Here is a 21,446-nt window from a genome sequence, read left to right as displayed (position 1 = left end):
CGCCATGAAACACCGCCCCCAGCCCGTTCCGGACCGCGACGCCGAGGCCGACCTCGATGCGCTGTCGCGTGCGCTGGCGGGGCTGACGACACCGGCGCACGTGCGCGCCTTCCTCGAAGACCTGTGCACCCCGGCCGAGCTGGAAGCCATGGCCGATCGCTGGAAGGTGGTGCCGCTGCTGGTCGAGGGCGTGCCCTACCGCGAAATCCACGACCGCACCCTGGTCAGCGTGACCACCATCGGTCGGGTCGCGCGCACGCTCGAACGCGGCAGCGGCGGCTACGCACTTGCCATCGAACATCTGCCGCGGCCCAAACGCCGCAGCGCCTGAGGACAACACCATGCAACGAACCACCGCGCCGAACGAGCGCGATCGCCTGCGCATCGCGATCCAGAAGAGCGGGCGCCTGAGCGAGCCCGCGCTGGCGCTGCTGGCCGCCGCCGGCCTGAGCTGGCAGGAGAGCCGCGACAAGCAGTTCTATTACGGCGAGTCGCTGCCGATCGATCTGCTGCTGGTCCGCGACGACGACATCCCGGGCCTGATCGCCGATGGCGTCTGCGACCTCGGCATGGTCGGCCGCAACGTCCTGATCGAACAGCAGTACGAGCGCGAAAGCCGCGGGCAGCCGCGGCCGTTCCGCGAGCTGCGCGGCCTCGGCTTCGGCCGCTGCCGGCTGATGTTCGGCATTCCCGAGGCCTGGGACTGGCAGCCCGAGGTCCAGTTGCCCGGCAAGCGCATCGCCACCAGCTATCCCGCGCTGCTCGGCCGCTGGCTGCAGCAGCGCGGCATCGACGCCACCGTGGTGCTGATGTCCGGCTCGGTCGAACTGGCCCCGCGGCTGGGGCAGGCCGACCTGGTCTGCGATCTGGTCTCCAGCGGCGGCACCCTGTCCGCGAACCAGCTCAAGCCGGTGGAAGTGGTGCTCGACAGCGAGGCGGTGCTGGCCGGCCCGACCGAAAGCTTCGCCGACGTGCGCGCCGGAATCGCCGAACTGCTGCTGCGGCGTCTCGACGGTGTGATGAAGATTCGCGACAGCAAGCTGCTGATGCTGCAAGCTCCGCGCGCGGTCCTCCCGCACCTGATGCAACTGCTGCCCGATGCCGAGCCGCCGACGGTCACCCCGCTCGACGGCCAGCCCGGCGGCGATGTCGCGGTGCAGGCGCTGTGCCATGGCGCGATGACCTGGCAGCGGCTCGAGGATCTGAAACGCGCCGGTGCGCGCGGCCTGATGGTATTGCCCGTGGAGAGGATGTTGGCATGACGACGTCGAAGAGCGCTGCGCTCGCGAACCGGATCGATCTCAATCTGTTGACCTGGGCCAGCCTGGACGCGGACGGACAGCGCGCGGCGCTGCGCCGGCCGACCCAGGATTCCGCCGCCGCCGTGCGCCTGGGCGTGGGCAAGATCGTCGCCCGCGTCCGCGCCGACGGCGACGCCGCGCTGCGCAAATTCACCCGTCTGCTCGATCACGCCGTGCTCGAGACTTTCGAAGTCTCGGCTGCGGAATTCGAGGCGGCCGAGGCTGCGCTGGATCCGTCGCTGAAGGCGGCGATCGTCGATGCCGCCGAGCGCATCGACGCCTTCCATCGCGAAAGCGGCGCGCGCGAATACGCGGTCGACACCGCCGAAGGCGTGCACTGCGCGCGGATCGTGCGGCCGATCGCCCGGGTGGGGCTGTACATTCCCGCGGGCAGCGCGCCGCTGCCGTCGACGATGCTGATGCTGGGCGTGCCCGCGCGCATCGCCGGCTGCGACGAAGTCGTGGTCTGCACGCCGCCGCGCCCGGACGGCAGCGCGGATCCGACCGTGCTGTTCGCCGCGCGTCACTGCGGTGCGAGCCGGGTGTTCAAGCTCGGCGGCGCCCAGGCCATCGCCGCGATGGCGATCGGCACCGAAACGGTGCCGGCCTGCGACAAACTCTTCGGCCCCGGCAATGCCTGGGTGACCGAGGCCAAGCGCCAGGTGTCGACGGTCGAAGGCGGCCCCGCCATCGACATGCCGGCCGGCCCGTCGGAACTGCTGGTGATCGCCGACGGCGGCGCCACCCCGGCCTTCGTCGCCGCCGATCTGCTGTCGCAGGCCGAGCACGGCCCGGACTCGCAGGTCATCCTGCTGTGCGATTCGGGCCCGCTGATGGCGCGCGTCGCCGCCGAACTCGCCGGACAACTCGCGCGCCTGCCGCGCGCCGACATCGCGCGCAGGGCGCTGGCGCAGTCGCGGTTGATTCTGGTGCCGTCGATCGAGGCGGCGTTCGAGGTCAGCAACCGTTATGCGCCCGAGCACCTGATCCTCGCGCTGCGCGCGCCGGAAGCATGGTTGAGCCGGGTGCGCGCCGCGGGTTCCGTATTCCTCGGCGATTATGCTGCCGAAGCCCTGGGCGATTACTGCAGCGGCACCAATCACGTGCTGCCCACCGGCGGCGCCGCGCGCGCGTGGAGCGGGCTGTCGGTCACCAGCTTCCAGACCGCGATCAGCGTGCAGAACGTGACCGCCGAAGGCCTGCGCAGGATCGGGCCGAGCGCGGTGCGGATCGCCGAGGCCGAAGGCTTGCAGGCGCACGCCAGTGCGGTGTCGATCCGCATCGCGGCGCTGGACAACCCACGATGAGCACGCCGTCGCCGACGCATCCGAAGCCGGGCGTGCTCGACCTGGTGCGCGAGGATCTGCGTGCGTTCGCGGGATACTCCTCGGCGCGCAGCCACAAGGTCGAGGGTACGGTCTGGCTCAACGCCAACGAATCGCCGTGGACCAACGCGGCCGATGGCGCCGGTGCGCTGCGACGTTATCCGCAGCCGCAGCCGGACGCGCTGCGCGCGCGGCTGGCCGAGGTGTACGGCGTGCGTCCGGAACAACTGCTGATCGGCCGCGGCAGCGACGAGGCCATCGATCTGCTGGTGCGCGCGCTGTGCCGCGCCGAACACGATCCGGTGGTGATCGCGCCGCCGGTGTTCGGCATGTACGCGGTCTGCGCGCGGCTGCAGGGTGCGCCGATCATCGAAGCGCCATTGCGCGATTACGCCGACGGCTGGATCGCCGATCTCGCCGCGATGCGCGACCTCGCCACCGCGCGTCGCGCCAAGATCGTGTTCCTGTGCTCGCCCGGCAATCCCACCGGCGAACTCATTCCGCTCGCAGCGATCCGCGCGATGGCGCAGATGCTCGTCGGACGCGCGCTGGTGGTGGTCGACGAGGCCTACATCGAATACGCGGACGCGCCGTCGGCGGCGTCGCTGATCGACGAATATCCCAACATCGCCGTACTGCGCACGCTGTCGAAGCTGCATGCGCTCGCCGGCGCGCGGATCGGCTGCCTGCTCGCGGATCCGGCGCTGATCGAGGTGCTGCGCCGCTGCCAGGCGCCGTATCCGGTGCCCGAGCCCTGCGCCGCGCTGGCGCTGCGGGCGTTGTCGCCCGAAGCGTTGGCGCAGGCGTCCGAACGCGCCGCGCGGATCCGCGCCGAGCGCGGCCGCATGCTCGCCGCACTGCAGTCGCTGGCCGGCGTGCGCCGGGTGTATCCCAGCGCCGGCAATTTCCTGCTCGCGCGTTTCGACGACGCCGAGACCGCGTATCGCCGCCTGCTGGCCGCGGGCGTGGTGGTGCGCGACATGCGCGCCTCGCCGGGACTCGGCGACGCGCTGCGCATCACCATCGGCACGCCGGACGAGAACGACGCGGTGTTCGCCGCACTGCAGCCGGTCGAGGCCGCGGCATGAGCGCGATGAAACCCATCCTGTTCGTCGACCGCGACGGCACTTTGATCCGCGAGCCCGCGGACTTCCAGATCGACGCCTACGACAAGCTGGCCTTCGTCGACGGCGTGATTCCGGCGATGCTGCGGCTGCGCGACGCCGGCTACGAGTTCGTGATGGTGACCAACCAGGACGGGCTCGGCACCGACGCCTTTCCGCAGGCGAATTTCGACGGCCCGCACGCGCTGATGGTGCAGATCTTCGAGAGCCAGGGCATCCGCTTCCGCGATACGCTCATCGACCGCAGCTTCCCGCACGAGAACGCGCCGACACGCAAGCCGCGGCTGGGACTGGTGCAGCCGCTGCTGCGCGACCGCGGCATCGACTGGACGCGCTCGGCGATGGTCGGCGACCGCGAGACCGACATCGAATTCGCCGCGAATCTCGGCATCCGCGGTTTCAAGCTGAAGTCGCCGCAGTTCGGCGACGGTGTCGACTGGGCGGAGATCGCGCACGCGCTGGTCGACGTGCCGCGCACCGCGAAGGTGGTGCGCGCGACGAAGGAAACGAAAATCGAAGTCGAGGTCGATCTCGATCGTGAGGCCGATCCCGAAGTGAAGACCGGCCTCGGCTTCTACGATCACATGCTGGAGCAGTTGGGCAAGCACGGCGGGTTCGCGCTGCGCCTGCACTGCGATGGCGACCTGCATATCGACGAACATCACACGGTCGAGGATTCCGCGCTCGCGCTCGGCCAGGCCCTGCGCCAGGCGCTGGGCGACAAGAAGGGCATCGGGCGTTACGGCTTCACCCTGCCGATGGACGAAGCGCAGGCCTCCGCCGCGCTCGACTGGTCGGGCCGCCCGTATTTCGTGTTCGACGGCGAATTCAAGCGCGAAAAGGTCGGCGACCTCGCCACCGAACTGGTGCCGCACGTGTTCCGTTCGCTGTGCGAAACCGCGGGCCTCAACCTGCATCTGTCGGTGAAGGGCGACAACGATCATCACAAGATCGAAGCCTGCTTCAAGGCGGTGGCGCGCGCGTTGCGGCAGTCGATCCGTCGCGAAGGGGATGCGCTGCCGAGCACCAAGGGGACGCTGTGAACGCAGGTTCCGGTGCCGGCCGTCCGAACGGCGGCGATCTCGCGCTGATCGATGCCGGCGGCGCGAATCTCGGATCGGTCCGCTATGCGCTGGAGCGTATCGGCGCGGCGCCGCGGCTGGTGCGCGATGCCGATGCGCTCGGCGAACCCGAACGGATCATTCTTCCTGGCGTCGGCGCCGCGGCGCCGTCGATGGCGCTGTTGCGCGCGCGGGGTCTCGACGCCGCGCTGCGCGCCAGCACCGCGCCGCTGCTCGGCGTCTGCGTCGGCATGCAGTTGCTGTTCGAACGTTCGGAAGAGGGCGATGTCGCGTGCCTCGGTCTGCTGCCCGGCCGCGTGCGCAAACTCGCCGGCGGCCCCGGGCTGCGCGTGCCGCACATGGGCTGGAACCGGTTGCGCAAGCGTGTCGATGCGGAGGGGCGGACCACGCCGCTGCTCGACGGCATCGACGACGGTGCGCATGCGTACTTCGTGCACAGCTATGCGGTGTTCGCGGATGAGCAAAGCGATGCCTGCGTGCTCGCCGACACCGACCATGGCCAGCGTTTCGCCGCGGTGGTGGGGCAGGGACGGCGCTATGGCGCGCAGTTCCATCCCGAGCGCTCGTCCGCGGCCGGCCTGACACTGCTCGACAATTTCCTGAAGCTTCCCGCATGAACGACGCCGCCTTCACCGCCTATCCCGCGATCGACGTGCGCGACGGTCGCGTCGTGCGCCTGCTGCAGGGCGACTACGCGCGCGAGACGCGCTACGCAGACGATCCGTTCGCGGTCGCGATGCGCTACGCCGATGCCGGCGCGCGCTGGCTGCATCTGGTCGATCTCGACGCCGCGCGGGCCGGGGGCTACACGCTCGCGCCGCTGCTGCGCCGGATCGCCGACGACGGTCGCCTGCGCGTGCAGACCGGCGGCGGCGTGCGCGACGAAGCCGCGATCGTGGATCTGTTCGACGCGGGCGCGTCGCGGGTGGTCGTCGGTTCGCTGGCGGTGCGCGAACCGGCGCGCGTCGAAGACTGGCTGCGGCGGCATGGCGCCGAGCGCATCACCATCGCGCTGGACACGCGCCAGGACGAGACGGGCGTGTGGCAGTTGCCGATCCACGGTTGGACCGAGCGCGCGCCGCTCGATCTCGACGCCTGCCTGTCGTTCTACCGCGACGCCGGCGCGAAGCATCTGCTGTGCACCGACATCGCCCGCGACGGGATGATGCTCGGGCCGAATCTCGATCTGTACCGGCGCGTGATCGCGCGCGGCGACGGGTTCGCGCTGCAGGCCAGCGGCGGCGTGCGCGATGTCGCCGACGTGATCGCTGCGCGCGATGCGGGCTGCGCCGGCGCGGTGCTGGGCAAGGCGATGCTCGAAGGCCGGCTCACGGTCGAGGAGGCGCTGGCATGCTGAGCGTCCGCATCGTGCCGTGCCTCGACGTGCGCGGCGGCCGCGTGGTCAAGGGCGTGCGCTTCCGCGATCACGTCGACATGGGCGACATCGTCGAACTCGCCTGCCGCTATCGCGACCAGGGCGCCGACGAACTGGTGTTCTACGACATCGGCGCGAGTCCGGACGGGCGCGCGGTCGACGTCGATTGGGTCGAGCGTGTGGCCTCGGTCATCGACATCCCGTTCTGCGTCGCCGGCGGCATCCGCAGCGTCGACACCGCGCGCCGCGTGCTGTTCGCCGGCGCCGACAAGGTCTCGATCAACACGCCGGCGCTGGAGCGGCCGCAGTTGATCGCCGAGATCGCCGAGGCCTACGGCAACCAGTGCGTGGTGGTCGGCATCGATTCGATCCGCGACGCCGACGGCGTGTGGCGCGTGCGCAGTTACACCGGCGATCCCGAGCGCACGCGGGCGCCGGGCAAGGCCACGCTGGACTGGGTGCGCGAAGCGCAGGCGCTGGGCGCCGGCGAGATCGTGCTCAACTGCATGGACAGCGACGGCGTGCGCAGGGGCTACGACCTCGAACAGCTGAAGGCGGTGCGCGCGATCTGCGAGGTGCCGCTGGTGGCCAGCGGCGGCGCCGGTGCGGTCGAACATTTCCTCGACGCGTTCCGCGAGGCCGATGTCGATGCCGCGCTGGCGGCCAGCGTCTTCCACTCCGGTGCGATCGCGATTCCGGAACTCAAGCGCGATCTGCGCGCGCAGGGCATCGAGGTGCGGCTGTGAACGAAACGATGGCAACGAAGCCGGCCGCCCTCGACATCGAGACGCTGGCCTGGGACAAGCAGGACGGCCTGCTGCCGGCGGTGGTGCAGGACGCCGATACCCTGCGCGTGCTGATGGTCGGCTACATGTCGCGCGAAGCGCTGGCGAAAACCCTCGACAGCGGCCAGGTGACGTTCTTCAGCCGCAGCAAGGGCCGGCTCTGGACCAAGGGCGAAAGCAGCGGCCACGTGCTCGCGCTGGTGCGGCTGGAAACCGACTGCGACCGCGACACCCTGCTGGTGCAGGCGCGTCCGCACGGCCCGACCTGCCATCTCGGCAGCGTCAGCTGTTTTCCGGATGCGCCCGGCGACACGCTCGGCGCGCTGCAGGCCCTGATCCGCACGCGCCACGCCGAGCGCCCGGCCGGCAGCTACACCACGAAGCTGTTCGACGCCGGCATCAAGCGCATCGCGCAGAAGGTCGGCGAGGAAGGCCTCGAAACCGCGCTGGCCGCGGTGGCGGAAGAGGATGCGCCGCTGCTCGGCGAAGCCGCCGATCTGCTCTATCACCTGATCGTGCTGCTGCAGGCGCGCGGACTGTCGCTGGACGATGTCCGCGCGGTGCTGGACACGCGGCGCGGGTGACCCCGCGGGACGGTCAAGAGACACCAGATATGGGCGCCATGCGGCGACTCCATAGGCCATCGGTCATGGCATCGCGCGTCGGATCTTTTTGCTAGATTTCGCGCGACCGTCGCCGTCCCGGCGGCGGGCCATCCCCCAAGGAGATCCGCGTGTTCAAGAAGTTCGCCGCAGAAGCCCTCGGCATCAGCGACATCGGCGTCATCGTGTCCCCGGCCGACTACGACAAGGTCGACGCCGACGATTATCTCTTCCACGAAGACGGCGAGAAAATCTTCTTCCTGATCAAGTCGAAGAAGGACGAATACTGCTTCACCAACCTCGCCCTGATCCACGTCGACGGCGATTCCGCGGTGTCGAGCAAGCGCATGATCAAGCGCTACGAGTACGCGAACTATCGCGTCGGCTACGTCGCCATCGAAACCGCCGGCACCATCGACATGGACGTTGAGCTGAAGTTCTCGCTCGGCGAGACCGGTTTCAGCATCGACATCCGCAAGAATTTCATCGAGCAGCTGAAGGACATCTACAAGGCGCTGATCGCGATCGGGCGCCAGCAGGTCCGCGACAACATCTCGCGCGAGAACGCGGTGCGCACGCTCGACGCGATGGGAAGCATGCTGAAGCTCAACAATCTCGGCGGCGAAGCCGGGGTGGTCTCGCACTACAATGCGGTGCTGGACAATCTCAACGCCGCGGTGCTGGACCGTCACACCACCCGCGATTACACCCGGGTGTTCGAGCGGTATATCCACAACATCACCAGTACGTCCGCACCGCCGCCGATTCCGGGCGGTTGATCCCGATCCTGTCGGTTCGAACGACGAAAGGGCCCGCATCGCGGGCCCTTTTTCTGTTTCGCGAGGGCGGTTGGGTCGGATTGAAAAGCGACGTCATCCTCGCGCAAGCGAGGACCCAGCTTTCAGCCGCACGCATGCATGGGTCCTCGCTTGCGCGAGGATGACGGTGTTTGCTTTCGATCCCGTGTTATCGACAACGTAGCGGTCGTGTCGCCCGTGTTTCTGCCGTTTCATTGCGTCGGGTCGTGGCAGGCGTGCTGTTTCGTGGTCGACGCGCTCGAAAAGAGACGTCATCCTCGCGCAAGCGAGGACCCAACCTTCAGCCGCTCGCATGCATGGGTCCTCGCTTGCGCGAGGATGACGATGTTGGTTTCCGATCCTGCGTGATCGACGACACAGTGACAGTGTCGTCCGAATACCTGCAGCCTCACGCCGCCGTGATCGACGTCCGCACGCAGTCGCGGCCGTTCGCCTTCGCCGCGTACAGCGCCTGATCGGCGACCGACAGCGCCGCGTCGGAATCGGTCTCGCTGCCGGCATCGACCGTATGCACCCCGATGCTCGCCGACACCCGCAGGCGATGCGGACCGCTGACGCAGGGCTCTTCGACCAGCCGGCGACGCAGGCTCTCGGCCACGTTCACCGCGCTGTGCAGATCGTGGCCGGGCAACACCACGACGAATTCCTCGCCGCCGAAACGCGCCAGCACCGAGGTTTCGTACGCGCGCAGCGCCTGGCCGATGCGCTGCGCCGCCCAGCGCAGGCAGTCGTCGCCGACCAGATGGCCGTAGCGGTCGTTGATCGACTTGAAGTGATCGAGATCGATCATCAGCAGCGACACCGGTCGCGCCTGATCGCGCCCTTCCTTCAGCAGCGACTCGAAGCTCTCGTGGAAATGGGTGCGGTTGTACAGCCCGGTGAGGCCGTCGCGCCGGCTGGAATCGCGCAGGCGGCGATGCGCGTCCTCCAGTTGCATGAGCGCGCTGCGCACTTCCTGGGTGCGCTGCGCCACCTTGCGTTCCAGCTGCTGGTTCGCTTCCGCGGCGATCCGTTCGTTCTCGTTGCGCAGGGAGGCGTAGCGGTAGCTCAGCGCGATCGACAGCAGCAGCATTTCCAGCGCAGAACCGATCTGAACCCCGTACTCGGTGATGATGTTCTTCGGCAACAGGCCGAAGGCGAGGGCGGCGATCATCGCGGTGCCGGCGAGAAAGAGCGCCCATGCCACCAGGAACAGCCGCGCCGGCATGTAGCCGCGGCGCAGCACCACGATCGCGGCGGTCACCGTCCACAATACGCTGACGATCACCGCGCGGGTGGCCCAGGGCGTGGAGGCGCTGTAGGGCAGCCACAGCGACGCGATGCCCAGCGCGATGCAGAAACCGATGAATCCGAAGCTGACGAGGTTGCCGCGCGGGAAGCGTTTCGGCAGTTCCAGGAAGGTGCGCGCGAACTGCTGCATGCCGATGATGGCGAAACAGATCGAGAGCGGCACCGCCACGTTCGCCAGCCACGGGTTGCGCGGCCACAGATACTCGAAGCTGTAACCGTTGAGCGTGAACAGCACCAGGCCGAACGCGGAGATGTGGAACAGATACCAGAAATAGCTCGCGTCGCGGAGCGTCAGCCACAGCACGAGGTTGTAGACGAACAGCGCCAGCAGGATGCCGTAGTACACGCCCATCACGAACTGGGCGTCGCGCGACAGCGAGGTGAACGCGGCCGGGGTGTAGAGGTCGAGCGGCACCTGCATCGAGCTTTCGCTCTGGGTGCGCACCAGCACGTCGACGGTCTGGCCGGGCGGCAGGTCGATGCGGAAATTCGGATGGCGATAGGAAATGCTGCGCGCCGAGAACGGCAGATGATCGCCGCTGGCCTGATGCACGACGCGTCCGTCGGGGTAGCGCACGTACAGGTCGATGCGATCGATCAGCGCGAAGCGCTGCACCAGCATCCAGTGCGGCTCGGCGGGATTGCGGTTGACCAGGCGCGCATGGAACCAGTAGGCGCCACGCTGGAAACCGAACGCGGTCTTGCCGTCGGGCACGGGTTCGAAATCGCCGCGCGCCAATCGCTGCCAGGCGTTGTCGGCCGAATCGCCGGCGCTCTTGTCGTGGAAATGGCTGAGGTAGGGCGTCAGCGGCATCGACTCGGTGCCCGGGTCCAGCGCTGCCGGTGGCGGCGCGGCGTGGCAGCACATCGCGAACAGCAGCAGGGTCGCAGCCACGATGGCGTGCAGCCAGATGCGTCGAAACGGCATGCCTCCCCCCTCGCCCTCGGTACAAGCGCCGATCTTACTGCACCTGAACCTCGCCGACGGCCTCCGCGCGGAAGCTCGACGCGGGCATAATCCTGTACTGGTCCGGCCAGAAATAGAGGTGGCGATGCGATTCCGCGCAGGCATTGTGTTGTTGTCTTGCTGTTGCGCCATCGGGCAGGCGGTCGCCGCCGATGCGCCGCGCGCGCTCGCCGGCATCGTGTTCGACGACCGCGACGGCGATGGCCGCCGCGATCGCGACGAACCCGGCATTCCCGACGTGGCCGTCTCGAACGGTCGCGCGCTGGCCGTCAGCGATGCGGCTGGGCGTTATCGGCTGGCCGTGGCGCCGGGGCAGACGGTCTTCGCGATCAAGCCGGCGGGTTGGCGGCTGCCCGGCGACGATCCGGCCCGCGCCGGTCTCTGGCGGCACGTGCCGACCGCCGATGCGCCGGCGGTGAAGTACGGCGGCATCGTCGCCGCCGCGCCGCCGGCGCGCTTCGACATCGCCCTGCGCCGGATGCCGCCGGGCGACGGTCGGCTGGATGTGCGGATCTTCGCCGACTCGCAGGTCGCGACCCGCAAGGAGGTCGGCTACTACGCCCGCGACATCGTCGACAGCGTGCTCGCCGAAACGCGGGACGACACGCTGGGCGCGCCCGAGCTGGGCCTGACCCTGGGCGATGTCGTCGACGATGCGCTGGATCTGTATCCGGCGCTCAATGCCGAGACCCGCCGCATCGGCGTGCCGTGGCTGCACATCGCCGGCAATCACGATCTCGATTTCGATGTCGCCCGCGACGAGGATTCGCTGCTCACTTATCGCAACACCTTCGGCCCCGATACCTTCGCCTGGGAAGAAGACGAGGCGGTGTTCGTCGGTCTCGACGACGTGATCTACCTGCCATCGCGTTCGCCGGGCCAGCGGCCCGGGTACATCGGTGGATTCCGCGAAGACCAGTTCGCCTTCCTCGAAGCCTATCTGCCGCGCGTGCCGAAGGATCGCCTGCTGGTGCTGGGCATGCACATCCCGCTGTTCGAGATGGAGGGTCGCGAAACCTTCCGCGATGCCGATCGCGCGCGCCTGTTCGCACTGCTGAAGGACTTCCCGCACGTACTGATCCTGAGCGGCCACAGCCACACGCAGCAGCACTGGATGCACGATGCGCGCAGCGACTGGCACGGCGCGGCGCCGCTGCACGAGTACAACGCCGGCGCCGCCTGCGGTGCGTTCTGGACCGGCGCGAAGGATGCGGCGGGCATTCCGGACACCACCATGGCCGACGGCACACCGAACGGTTACGCCAGCCTGCGCATCGCGCGCGGCGGCGACTATGCGCTGCGCTGGCACGTCGCCCGCGCCGCGGGCGATCCGGCGATCGGCCTGCATGCGCCGAAAGTGCTGCGGCGCGATGCGTATCCGGCCTACGGCGTGTACGCGAACGTCTACATGGGGCGACGCGACGATCGCGTCGAGTTCCGCATCGACGGCGGCGAATGGATGCCGATGCGCCGCGTGCTCGCGCCCGATCCGAACCTGCTGCGCGAGAATCTGCGCGACGCCGATGCGGAGACGCTGCGCGGTTACGATCGATCGCCGGAAGCGACGACCTCGGCGCATCTCTGGCGCGGCACGCTGCCGACCGACCTGGCGGCGGGCGAACATCGCATCGAGGTGCGCGCATTCGATGCCTGGCGCGGCGAACTGCGCGCCGAAACCAGGTATCGTCTCGACGACGCGGAGGAATGAGCATGGCCGACACACCCACGCCCGCATCGCTGCCCGACGATCTGCCGGTGCTGGCGTTCGCCGACGACGCGGCGTTCGAGGCCTGGCTGTGCGCGAACGCGGCCTCTAAGGGGCTGTGGCTGAAGATCGCGAAGAAGGATTCCGGCATCGCCACCGTCACCTACGCCGGCGCGCTGGACGTGGCGCTGTGCCACGGCTGGATCGACGGCCAGAAGCGCGGTTTCGACGCTGCGTATTTCCTGCAGCGGTTCACGCCGCGGCGGCCGAAGGGGCTGTGGTCGAAGATCAACATCGGTCACGCCGAACGCCTGATCGCCGCGGGCCGCATGCGCGACGGCGGCCTGCGAGAGATCGAGGCCGCGAAGGCCGACGGCCGCTGGGAGGCCGCTTACGACGGCGCACGCAACATGGAAACGCCGCCAGAACTGGCGGCGGCGCTGGCGAAGAACCGGAAGGCGCGCGCGTTTTTCGACACGCTCGACAAGACCAACCGCTACGCCGTGTGCTGGCGCGTCCAGACCGCGAAAAAGCCGGACACGAAGGCGAAACGGGTGGAGACCCTGGTGGCGATGCTGGCGCGCGGCGAGAAACTGCACTGACGCCGGCACATCACTTCTTCGCGCCCGCCGTCTTTCCGCTTTTCTCGGTGGTGTCCTGCGCGGGCGTCCGCGCCGGCACGGGATAGTCGTAGGGCACCGCGGGGCCGGGCACCAGTTGATCGCGCCACGCCTGCAGTCGCGGCAGGATGGCCTCGCCGATTTCGATCTGCGGCTTCGACGGCCGGAAACCTTCGGCGCGCTCGCGTGCGTCGATGCGCGATTTCGCGGATTCGAAGGCGGCGACGAAATCGGTGGTCTCGTTCAGCCCTTCGATCATCCATGCGCGGCCGAAATAGGTGGCGTCGGAATCCGGACCGCAGCCGAACGAGGTGCGGTTGCGGTGCGCCGCGGCGAGGATCAGCGTGTGCGGTTCCTTCAGCGCCGGCACGAAACCGCCTGAAAAACAGGCCGAAAGGGCCAGCACGCGGTTGCGGATGCCGGCATCGTCGAGCGCCTTGCGCAGTTCTTCCGGAGTGATCAGATCGAGATAGGCAGGTGCCATCCGCACGAACAACCGGTGATCGGGCGTGCCGTGCAGGGTCATGAACAGCAGCAGCACGTCCTGCTCGGGATCCATCACCTTGCCGATACCGGCGAGCGCGCCGCGCAGGTTTTCCAGGGTCGCCAGCGGGCGCGGCGTGCGCACCAGACTGTCGTTGTGGTTGATCAGCGCGATCACCCGGCCCTGGGTGCGGAACCGCTGCGACATCAACTTTTCGAGGTATTCCGTTTCGTTGCGGAACACGTCCTCGCTGCTGTCGCCGCCGAAACCGACCACGTACAGATCGGGCTTGCCCGGGCGCTGCGGGACCAGCGCGTTGACCGCCGCCGCGACCCGTGCGCGCTCGCGCTCGTACAGGCCTGGATCGGACATGCCCTTGATCTTCTCGGCCGCCAGCGCGTCGCCGACGTGCGACAGGCCCAGCGCGAGCGTCAACACGAACGGCAGCAGGCGGGCGTTCATGGCCTCAGGCAGGCTCCGTATCGATCGCGTCGAAACGCTCGACGCGGGCGTGGCCGTGGGCGGCGTCGCCGAGGCGCGGCTGCGGATAATCCTCGCGCCGGTCGATCAGCGCGGTGCGCATCCCGGCCTCGCGCGCGGCGTCGAGCTCCTCGACCACGTCGGACAGGAACAGGATGTCGCCGGCGGGGCGGCCGAGGCGGCGCGCGATCTCGCGATAGCTGCCGGCGTCGCGCTTGTGGCCGACCTCGGTGTCGAACCAGCCCTCGAACAGCGCGGTGAGGTCGCCGGCGTCGGTGTGGCCGAAGAACAGCTTCTGCGCCGGCACCGAGCCGGAGGAGTACACCGCCAGCGGAATGCCGGCGGCATGCCAGTCGCGCAGCTGCGCCGCAGCGTCGGGATAGATGTGGGCGCTGAAGTCGGCGTTGTCGTAACCGTCGCTCCAGATCATGCCCTGCAGCGCCTTGAGCGCGGTGTGCTTGCGATCCTCGTCGATCATGCCCTGCAGGATCTCGACGATGACCGCGTCGCTGCAGACCGCGCCATGCTCGGTCGCCACGGCGTCCAGCCAGCGCCGCACCTCCGGCTCCTGCCCGCGCGCGCGCACGAATGCCGGCAGCGCGCGCCGTGCGTACGGAAACAGCACGTCCTTCACGAACGAAATGGAGGAGGTGGTGCCTTCGATGTCGGTGAGGATCAGCATGAATGCGTTGCGTTCCGAAGTTCGTGTTGGCCGATGCCGGTCATGGATCCGGTGTCATCCCGAGCGCAGGTTCGTAGGCTGGGTCATCGACCCGGCATTTGCATGGATTGGGCCGGGTCGATGACCCAGCCTGCGAATTCGACGAGCATCACGTCGCCTGACCCACCTCATACCGCGGAAACCGCTGCGCGATGTCGGTGCCGGTGAAATGTCCGACCCAGCCGTCCGCCTTCTGGAAGAAGCGGATGGCGACGAAGCTCGGTTCCGGCCCCATGTCGAACCAGTGCGTGGTCTTGTCCGGCACCGAGATCAGGTCGTCGGCCTCGCACAGCACTTCGTAGACCTTGCCGTCGACGTGCAGGCTGAAGAGCCCGCTGCCGGCGACGAAGAAGCGGACCTCGTCTTCGACGTGATAATGCTCGTCGAGGAATTTCGCGCGCATCGCGTCGCGATTGGGATTGTCGGGGGCGATGCTGACGACATCGATGGTGGTGAAGCCGCGCTCGGCGCTGATCCGGTCGATGTCGCTCCTGTAGGCGGCGATGATCGTCTCCGGCGCGTCGCCCGGCGCGATCGACTGCGTGGTGGTCCACTGCTCGAAATCGACCCCGAGCTTCGCCAGTTCGGCGGCCATCGCGGCGTGGTCGCGGGTTTCCGACAGCGGGACGTCGGGGCGGTCGTCGGCGAAGATGCGCAGGCGGCTCATGGCGGTGTTTCCGGACGGTGACGTGGGTCGCGCCATGATGGGGCCGCATCCGGAGGCGATCAATCTCCGCAGTGGAATGCCGCGATGCGCGGGCGTCCGCGGGAACGGGTTTCGCTTCAGCCCCGAGCTTTGCGGAGGGACAGGAGGCCTCGTAGGAGGGGCTTCAGCCCCGAGCTTTGCTGAGGGAAGAGATCGGGGCTGAAGCCCCTCCTACAGGGGCGTGCGGAGTGCGGATCAGCGGCGAAGCCGCAGCAAGTCCAGCTCGCAGCCGGCCCAGGCAGCACGTTGTTGGCGGTGTCGACCGGGCCGCGCCTGCGGCTGGTGGTGGTGATGCGCCGGCGTGTTCAGCGGCGAAGCCGCAGCAGGTCCAGCTCGCAACCGATCAGGAACTCGAACGCATCCAGATGCCGCCGCGCCTCGGCCATGCTCCGGCCCCACGCGTACAGGCCGTGGCCGTCGATCAGATAGCCCCACAGCGGACCGGCGTCGAGCAGGCCTTCGACCTGCGCGGCGAGCGCAGGCATGTCCTGGGTATTCGGCAGCACCGGCAGATCGAGTTCGGTCTCGTGGGTCTGGTTGCCGGCGAAGGCCTTGAGCAGTTCGTAGCCGGCCAGATGCACCTTGCCGGCGTCGCCGTACAGGCGCGACGCCACGGTCTGGTTGTGCGAATGGGTGTGCAGCACGCAGCCGACCTCCGGGAACCGCCGGTAGAGCTGGGTGTGGAGCAGGGTTTCGGCTGACGGGCGGTGATCGCTGCCGACCGCCTTGCCGTCGAAGTCGACGACCATGATGTCGTCGCGTGTCAGCCGGCCCTTGTCGCGGCCGGAGACGGTGATCGCGGCGTGGCGGTCGTCCAGGCGCTGGGAGAAATTGCTGCTGGTGGCGGGCGTCCAGCCGGCGAGGGCCAGCTCGCGGACGTTGGCGATGATGTCGTCGGCCAGCACCTGCAGGCGGGCGGTATCGAAGGGGGCGTCGTGGGCGTTCATGGCTGCGAGTTTAGCGGAACCCGGTCCTGCGCCAGGCGGTGATGCGAACAATTCGCGTTTCGCCCTGTTTTTCGGGCGATTGCTAGCATTCGGCGCATCCGGCGCCCTGCGCCAGCCGCATCCCGCTGGCGCGCTTGATCCAGCGCAAGGACGATGCGCGCACCGGGTCCCATACTCCTCCCATCACCCCACGCACGGAACTCCGCCATGTCACACGATGCTTCCCGCCGCCGTTTCCTGACCATCGCCGTCGTCGCCGCGGCGTCCGCGCCGCTGGCGCTGCGCTCGCTCGACGCCAATGCCGCCGCCCCGGCGCCGGCCGCGGCCAAGCCGCTGCCGAAGCTGGCCGCCACCGATCCCACCGCGAAGGCGCTCGCCTACGCCGAGGACGCGACCAAGGTGAAGCACGCCGCGTTCAAGCCCGGCAGCAGCTGCGCCAATTGCAATTTCTTCAAGGGCGCGAAGGGCGCCGCAAGCGGCCCCTGCACCCTGTTCCCGAAGAACAGCGTCGTGTCCAAGGGCTGGTGCAGCGCCTGGGCCAAGAAACCCTGAGGCAGCCTGCCGACGGCCCGCTTCGACGGGCGAAAAAAAACGGCGCGGGAAACCGCGCCGTTTTCGTTTGCCGGGGCCATGAATCAGGGGCCGGTATTCGGGCCTTCCTGCACCAGCGGATCCGCCGCCAGCTTCTCGCCGCCACCGTGCAGCAGGGCTTCGTTGCCGGGCGCCAGATGGCTGCGCTTGCGGGCGAACAGGAAGTACACGATCAGGCCGATGACCGCCCAGAAGCAGAAGAACTTGATGGTGGGGTTCCAGCCCAGGCTGAAGAACAGCAGCACGCAGCCGCCCATGGCCAGCGGACCGACCACCCAGATCAGCGGGGTGCGGAACGGACGGGCGCGGCCCGGGTCCGTCCTGCGCAGGATCATCACGCCCGCGGCCACCATGAAGAACGCGAACAGGGTGCCGGCGTTCGAGATGTCGGCCAGGATGTCCACGGGGAACAGGGCGGCGAAGAAGGCCACGAACAGGCCGGTGGTCCACGTCACCACGTGCGGGGTGTGGTACTTCGGATGCACCTTGGAGAACTTCTCCGGCATCAGACCGTCGCGCGACATGGTGAAGAGAATGCGGGTCTGGCCGAACATCATCATCAGCACCACCGACGGCAGCGCGAGGATGGCCGCACCGGCGACCAGATCGCCGACCTTGGGCCAGCCGATCTCGCGCAGGATGAAGGCCAGCGGCTCCTTGCTCTGCGACAACAGGCCGCCGGGCTGCGCACCCATCGCGCCGACCGCCGCATAGGCGACGAGCAGATAGAACACGGTGCAGATGCCCAGCGAGCCGATCAGGCCGATCGGGATGTTGCGGTTCGGGTTCTTGGTTTCCTCCGCTGCGGTCGAGACTGCGTCGAAACCGACGTAGGCGAAGAAGATCGAGGCGGCGGCGCCGAGGACGCCCACGCCCGAGAGCGGCGTGCCCCAGCCGTTGGGCAGCATCGGCGAGAAGTTGGCGCTTTCGACGGCCGGGAAGGCCAGCGCGATGAAGGCCGCGAGCGCGATGATCTTGATCATCACCAGCACCGCGGTGACCTTGGCGGACTTCGAGGTGCCCATCACCAGCAGCCAGGTGACCAGCAGCGCCAGCAGGAATGCGATGAGGTTGAAGCCGCCCTTGTGGGTGACGCCGTCGACCATGTGCACGGACGTGTTGCCGTCGACGTGCTGGGTGTAGAACGGACCCGCGGTCAGGAAGTCGGGCAGCCCCAATCCGTGGAATGCGAGGAAGCCGTTGGCATACCCGGACCATCCGACCGAGACCGCGCCGGCGGCGACCGCGTATTCGAGGATCAGCGCCCAGCCGACCATCCAGGCGACCAGTTCGCCCAGCACCGCGTAGGAGTAGGTGTAGGCGGAGCCGGAGACCGGCACCATCGCCGCGATTTCGGAATAGATCAGCGCGGTGAGCGCGCAGACCACGCCGGCGATGATGAAGGAATACATCATGCCCGGGCCGGCCTTGTTGGCCGCCACCGCGGTGAGCACGAAGATGCCGGTACCGATGACGGCACCGATGCCCAGCATGGTGAGGTCGAAGGCGCCGAGCTGGCGTTTGAGCGAGCGCTTTTCGGCGGTGGCGAGAATCAGGTCGAGCGGCTTCTTGCGCTGGAACAGCATTGAGAACTCTCCGGGTGGTCGCGACGGTCGCCGGCGGGAGTACCGCCGGCGAGACAACCCGGCGAACATACCGGGCCCTCCGCCGTGGCACAAGCCGCGGACGAGGCGGTTGGCCGGGCATCGCACGGCGACTCCGGCGATAATCCGCCCCCGCCTTCCGCTGGTGCAGCGCAGCATGACTCTCCCAGACGCCACCGTATCGTCCCTGCGCGCCGCCTTCGCACGTCATGCGCAGGTCTGGCCCGACGAAGCGGAGGCCGCGGTCGAATTCGCCGCGCTGCTCGCCGATGTCGAGCGGCCCGGTGATGACCGGTCAGGCAGCGAAGACCCCTTCCGCCGCGAACGACTCGCCGGGCACTTCACCGCCTCGGCCTGGCTGGTCGATGCCGCAGGTCGTCGCCTGCTGATGACCCATCACCGCAAACTCGATCGCTGGCTGCAACTGGGCGGCCACGCCGATGGCGACCGCGATCTGGCCGCGGTCGCGCTGCGCGAAGCGGAGGAGGAGTCTGGACTCACTGGGCTGGCGGTGGAGCCGGAGATCTTCGATCTCGATCGGCACTGGATTCCCGAACGCGGCGACGTGCCCGGGCACTGGCACTACGACGTGCGCTACATCGTGCGCGCGACCGGCAGCGACGACTTCGCGGTCAGCGACGAATCGCACGCGCTGGCGTGGCGGGAGATCGACGCGCTGCCGGCCGAGCCCGGCATCGATCCGTCGATTGTCCGCATGGCGATGAAATGGGTGAGCAAACACGTTTAGCCGATGCCTGATCGGCATCGGCTGTGGTTGCGAACGAATCGCGCGGCGCTTACTCGATATCGCTTTCGAACGTTTCCAGCGCCGCGCCGACAGACGCATCCTTGCGATAGCGCGTACGCAGCCGCGCCAGCTCCGCATCCGTGCCGGTGCACAGCTCGCGCAGCGCGGTTTCGATCTGGCGACGGCGCGTGCCGCCGGGATCGCCGGCGGCGTCCGGCACCGGCTCGCCGCGGAAGTGGTCGCAGCCTTCGCGTCGTTCGAGGAACACGCGAACTTCATGCGGAAAATCGCACCAGCCCGGCTGCGTTTCCGGCGGCTCGCACTGCGAACGCTCGCGCAGGCTCATCCGGCCCTCGGGGCGCGGATCCTCGAACGCCGCGAACGGCCGGGCGGCGCAGCCGCCCAGCAGGCACAGCGCGCAGAGTGCGGCGAGCGCGCGCATCGACACGCTTATTCCGCGCGACCGCCGAATTCGCCGGTGACCGTGTTCACCCACACCTTCTCGCCGTTGGCGATGTATTCGGGCACCTGGATTTCGATGCCGGTATTCAGGCGCGCGGGTTTCGGGCGCTTGGTCGCGGTGCCGCCCTTGAGTTCCGGCGGCGTTTCCACGACTTCCAGCACCACGCTCTGGGGCAACTGCAGCGCGACCGGCGCGTCGTCGATCACCTGCACGTAACAGCCGGCGAGGCCGTCGGTGATGTAACCCGCGCCATCGCCGACGACGTCGGCGTCGAGCATGTACGGGGTGTAGTCCTCGTCGTCGAGGAACACGAAGGCATCGCCGTCCTTGTACGAGAACGTGGCCTGGCGCCGCGCGAGTTCCACTTCCTTCAGATCGTCCTCGGCGCCGACGCTGAGGTCGTATTTGTTGCCGCCGGGCACGCTGTACATGGTGAAGCGGTACTTCACGTTGCCGCCGCGGCCCTGCGGCGAGCTGCGCTCGATGTCGCGCACCTGGTACACGGTGCCGTTGTGTTCGACGACGTTGCCTTTCTTGATGTCGTAAGCCTTCATGTTGATCTCGTCGTTCCGGTCAAAACCGGAATCCAATGGTTGCGGAGGATGAATGTTCGAAAGAGGCCTGACCCCGGATCAACGCACGTCCACGTGCTGTCCGGTGTGACGACATCCTGTCGTCACTTCGGCGCGAGACGCGTCGCGCCGTCGAGGCGGATGGTCTCGCCGTTGAGATAGGGGTTGCCGAGGATGTAGGCGACGAGATCGGCGAATTCCTCCGGCCTGCCCAGTCGCGACGGGAACGGGATCGAGGCCGACAGCGACTGCTGCACCGACTCCGGCATGCCGTCGACCATCGGCGTCCAGAAGATGCCCGGGGCGACGGTCATCACGCGGATGCCGAAGCGGGCGAGTTCGCGCGCCATCGGCAGGGTCATGCCGACCACGCCGCCCTTGCTGGCCGAATACGCGGCCTGGCCGATCTGGCCTTCGTAGGCCGCGACCGACGCGGTGTTGACGATCACGCCGCGTTCGCCGTCGACGCCGGCCTCGTTGTGCTGCATGAGGTCCGCGGCGGCCTTGGCGACGTTGAAGCTGCCGACGAGATTCACCATCACGGTGGCCTGGAACTGCGACAGGGCCATCGGGCCGTCCTTGCCCAGCACGCGGCCGGCGCCGAGGATGCCGGCGCAGTTGATCGCTGCGTTCAGGCCGCCGAGGAAACCCTTCGCCGCGGCGACATTGGCTGCGACGCCGGCTTCGTCGCTGACGTCGGTGCGGAAATAGCGGGCGTTGGCTGCGCCGAGTTCGGCGACGGCGGCGGTGCCCTTGTCGTCGTTGAGATCGAACAGCGCGACCTTGCCGCCATGGGCGACGAGGTGTCTGGCGACGGCGAAGCCGAGGCCGGAGACGCCACCGGTGACGATGGCGCGGGCGTTGGAGAGTTGCATGCGGGCGATCCCTGGGCGCGAAAAGATCGATTTTACCGCAGGGGCTCCCGACCGCCCGTCGGACGGCATGCGAAGACGGGTCGATCGCGGGCGATGACGATGACACCGGGAGGCATCGGCGGCGACCCTCGGGCGCGGTCTTGCGAATCAAGCCTCTGCGGCACATTCCTGCGGTCAGGGCGATCCGAACCACCCGCGCGGTACCAGGTTCATGGCGCGCGGAAGGCCCGCGACATTTCCGCGGAGGTCGTGCTATACAGG

23 protein-coding genes are annotated in these 21,446 nt (G+C 68.4%); 14 read left to right on the top strand and 9 right to left on the bottom strand.

The features are described 5' to 3' along the window. The first annotated feature begins 4 nt into the window (after nucleotides 1-4). The 10 genes from ABD974_RS17620 to ABD974_RS17575 all read left to right on the top strand — a co-directional run bounded on the left by ABD974_RS17620 (nucleotide 5) and on the right by ABD974_RS17575 (nucleotide 8,373). Nucleotides 5-331 (top strand): YerC/YecD family TrpR-related protein, encoded by a 327-nt coding sequence (locus ABD974_RS17620; protein ID WP_345304653.1) that lies wholly within the window; start codon nucleotides 5-7, stop codon nucleotides 329-331. Between the two features lie 10 nt (nucleotides 332-341). Further along, nucleotides 342-1,262 (top strand): ATP phosphoribosyltransferase, encoded by a 921-nt coding sequence (hisG, locus tag ABD974_RS17615; RefSeq protein WP_345304652.1) that lies wholly within the window; start codon nucleotides 342-344, stop codon nucleotides 1,260-1,262. Further along, nucleotides 1,259-2,608 carry a histidinol dehydrogenase gene (hisD, locus tag ABD974_RS17610; RefSeq protein ID WP_345304651.1) on the top strand — a complete coding sequence of 450 codons (1,350 nt, stop codon included), beginning with the start codon at nucleotides 1,259-1,261 and terminating at the stop codon, nucleotides 2,606-2,608. Before hisG ends, hisD begins: the two co-directional genes overlap by 4 nt. Further along, a complete protein-coding gene (gene hisC / locus ABD974_RS17605; protein ID WP_345304650.1) occupies nucleotides 2,605-3,714 on the top strand; it encodes a histidinol-phosphate transaminase in 1,110 nt (369 codons plus the stop codon). Before hisD ends, hisC begins: the two co-directional genes overlap by 4 nt. 5 nt (nucleotides 3,715-3,719) lie before the next feature. Then, nucleotides 3,720-4,793 (top strand): bifunctional histidinol-phosphatase/imidazoleglycerol-phosphate dehydratase HisB, encoded by a 1,074-nt coding sequence (gene hisB / locus ABD974_RS17600; RefSeq protein ID WP_345304707.1) that lies wholly within the window; start codon nucleotides 3,720-3,722, stop codon nucleotides 4,791-4,793. Further along, a complete protein-coding gene (gene hisH / locus ABD974_RS17595) occupies nucleotides 4,790-5,449 on the top strand; it encodes an imidazole glycerol phosphate synthase subunit HisH (RefSeq protein ID WP_345304649.1) in 660 nt (219 codons plus the stop codon). Before hisB ends, hisH begins: the two co-directional genes overlap by 4 nt. Beyond that, nucleotides 5,446-6,189: a 1-(5-phosphoribosyl)-5-[(5-phosphoribosylamino)methylideneamino]imidazole-4-carboxamide isomerase gene (hisA, locus tag ABD974_RS17590; protein WP_345304648.1), complete on the top strand. Its 744-nt coding sequence runs from the start codon at nucleotides 5,446-5,448 to the stop codon at nucleotides 6,187-6,189. The genes hisH and hisA overlap by 4 nt, the downstream gene beginning before the upstream one ends. Next, nucleotides 6,183-6,953: an imidazole glycerol phosphate synthase subunit HisF gene (gene hisF / locus ABD974_RS17585; RefSeq protein WP_345304647.1), complete on the top strand. Its 771-nt coding sequence runs from the start codon at nucleotides 6,183-6,185 to the stop codon at nucleotides 6,951-6,953. The genes hisA and hisF overlap by 7 nt, the downstream gene beginning before the upstream one ends. An 8-nt stretch (nucleotides 6,954-6,961) precedes the next feature. After that, nucleotides 6,962-7,576 carry a bifunctional phosphoribosyl-AMP cyclohydrolase/phosphoribosyl-ATP diphosphatase HisIE gene (gene hisIE / locus ABD974_RS17580; RefSeq protein ID WP_345304646.1) on the top strand — a complete coding sequence of 205 codons (615 nt, stop codon included), beginning with the start codon at nucleotides 6,962-6,964 and terminating at the stop codon, nucleotides 7,574-7,576. 149 nt (nucleotides 7,577-7,725) lie between these two features. Continuing rightward, nucleotides 7,726-8,373, top strand: coding sequence for a PH domain-containing protein (locus ABD974_RS17575; protein ID WP_345304645.1), 648 nt, complete (start codon nucleotides 7,726-7,728; stop codon nucleotides 8,371-8,373). 427 nt (nucleotides 8,374-8,800) lie between these two features. Here the strand turns inward: ABD974_RS17575 and ABD974_RS17570 are convergent, their stop codons facing one another. Next, nucleotides 8,801-10,630, bottom strand: a complete 1,830-nt coding sequence (locus ABD974_RS17570) for a diguanylate cyclase (RefSeq protein ID WP_345304644.1) — start codon at nucleotides 10,628-10,630, stop codon at nucleotides 8,801-8,803. A 124-nt stretch (nucleotides 10,631-10,754) separates the two neighbouring features. Here ABD974_RS17570 and ABD974_RS17565 point away from each other — a divergent pair, with 124 nt between their 5' ends. Continuing rightward, nucleotides 10,755-12,377 (top strand): calcineurin-like phosphoesterase C-terminal domain-containing protein, encoded by a 1,623-nt coding sequence (locus ABD974_RS17565; RefSeq protein ID WP_345304643.1) that lies wholly within the window; start codon nucleotides 10,755-10,757, stop codon nucleotides 12,375-12,377. Nucleotides 12,378-12,379: 2 nt separating this feature from the next. Next, nucleotides 12,380-12,976 carry a YdeI/OmpD-associated family protein gene (locus tag ABD974_RS17560; RefSeq protein ID WP_345304642.1) on the top strand — a complete coding sequence of 199 codons (597 nt, stop codon included), beginning with the start codon at nucleotides 12,380-12,382 and terminating at the stop codon, nucleotides 12,974-12,976. 10 nt (nucleotides 12,977-12,986) lie between these two features. Here ABD974_RS17560 and ABD974_RS17555 read toward each other — a convergent pair whose 3' ends face one another. The 4 genes from ABD974_RS17555 to ABD974_RS17540 all read right to left on the bottom strand — a co-directional run bounded on the left by ABD974_RS17555 (nucleotide 12,987) and on the right by ABD974_RS17540 (nucleotide 16,332). Continuing rightward, nucleotides 12,987-13,940 carry a C13 family peptidase gene (locus ABD974_RS17555; protein WP_345304641.1) on the bottom strand — a complete coding sequence of 318 codons (954 nt, stop codon included), beginning with the start codon at nucleotides 13,938-13,940 and terminating at the stop codon, nucleotides 12,987-12,989. Between the two features lie 4 nt (nucleotides 13,941-13,944). Further along, complete coding sequence (mtnC, locus tag ABD974_RS17550) at nucleotides 13,945-14,640, bottom strand: acireductone synthase (RefSeq protein ID WP_345304640.1); 696 nt, start codon at nucleotides 14,638-14,640, stop codon at nucleotides 13,945-13,947. Between the two features lie 148 nt (nucleotides 14,641-14,788). Then, nucleotides 14,789-15,346 carry a 1,2-dihydroxy-3-keto-5-methylthiopentene dioxygenase gene (locus tag ABD974_RS17545; RefSeq protein ID WP_345304639.1) on the bottom strand — a complete coding sequence of 186 codons (558 nt, stop codon included), beginning with the start codon at nucleotides 15,344-15,346 and terminating at the stop codon, nucleotides 14,789-14,791. Nucleotides 15,347-15,690: 344 nt separating this feature from the next. Next, on the bottom strand, nucleotides 15,691-16,332 hold the full coding sequence (locus ABD974_RS17540) for a methylthioribulose 1-phosphate dehydratase (RefSeq protein WP_345304638.1): 642 nt from the start codon (nucleotides 16,330-16,332) through the stop codon (nucleotides 15,691-15,693). 207 nt (nucleotides 16,333-16,539) lie between these two features. Between ABD974_RS17540 and ABD974_RS17535 the strand changes: the two genes are divergently transcribed. Beyond that, entirely contained in the window at nucleotides 16,540-16,884 is a 345-nt protein-coding gene (locus tag ABD974_RS17535) for a high-potential iron-sulfur protein (RefSeq protein ID WP_345304637.1), read from the top strand. An 83-nt stretch (nucleotides 16,885-16,967) separates the two neighbouring features. Here the strand turns inward: ABD974_RS17535 and ABD974_RS17530 are convergent, their stop codons facing one another. Beyond that, the gene (locus ABD974_RS17530; protein WP_345304636.1) at nucleotides 16,968-18,509 is read right to left on the bottom strand and encodes an amino acid permease; all 1,542 of its coding nucleotides are present in this window, start codon (nucleotides 18,507-18,509) and stop codon (nucleotides 16,968-16,970) included. A 175-nt stretch (nucleotides 18,510-18,684) separates the two neighbouring features. Here ABD974_RS17530 and ABD974_RS17525 point away from each other — a divergent pair, with 175 nt between their 5' ends. Then, the gene (locus ABD974_RS17525; protein ID WP_345304635.1) at nucleotides 18,685-19,275 is read left to right on the top strand and encodes an NUDIX hydrolase; all 591 of its coding nucleotides are present in this window, start codon (nucleotides 18,685-18,687) and stop codon (nucleotides 19,273-19,275) included. A 49-nt stretch (nucleotides 19,276-19,324) separates the two neighbouring features. On the opposite strand, the gene ABD974_RS17520 is transcribed toward ABD974_RS17525, so the two are convergent. The 3 genes from ABD974_RS17520 to ABD974_RS17510 form a co-directional block, all read right to left on the bottom strand. Next, the gene (locus ABD974_RS17520; protein WP_345304634.1) at nucleotides 19,325-19,717 is read right to left on the bottom strand and encodes a hypothetical protein; all 393 of its coding nucleotides are present in this window, start codon (nucleotides 19,715-19,717) and stop codon (nucleotides 19,325-19,327) included. A gap of 8 nt (nucleotides 19,718-19,725) precedes the next feature. Next, nucleotides 19,726-20,292 (bottom strand): elongation factor P-like protein YeiP, encoded by a 567-nt coding sequence (gene yeiP / locus ABD974_RS17515; RefSeq protein ID WP_345304633.1) that lies wholly within the window; start codon nucleotides 20,290-20,292, stop codon nucleotides 19,726-19,728. 122 nt (nucleotides 20,293-20,414) lie between these two features. Further along, nucleotides 20,415-21,185: an SDR family NAD(P)-dependent oxidoreductase gene (locus ABD974_RS17510; RefSeq protein ID WP_345304632.1), complete on the bottom strand. Its 771-nt coding sequence runs from the start codon at nucleotides 21,183-21,185 to the stop codon at nucleotides 20,415-20,417. Nucleotides 21,186-21,446: the final 261 nt, after the last annotated feature.

The sequence above is a fragment of the Lysobacter hankyongensis genome (genome assembly GCF_039543145.1).
Classification (GTDB): Bacteria; Pseudomonadota; Gammaproteobacteria; order Xanthomonadales; family Xanthomonadaceae; genus Lysobacter_I; species Lysobacter_I hankyongensis.
Note: the sequence above shows the minus strand (reverse complement) of the source record. Positions and strands in the feature narration are given on the sequence as shown.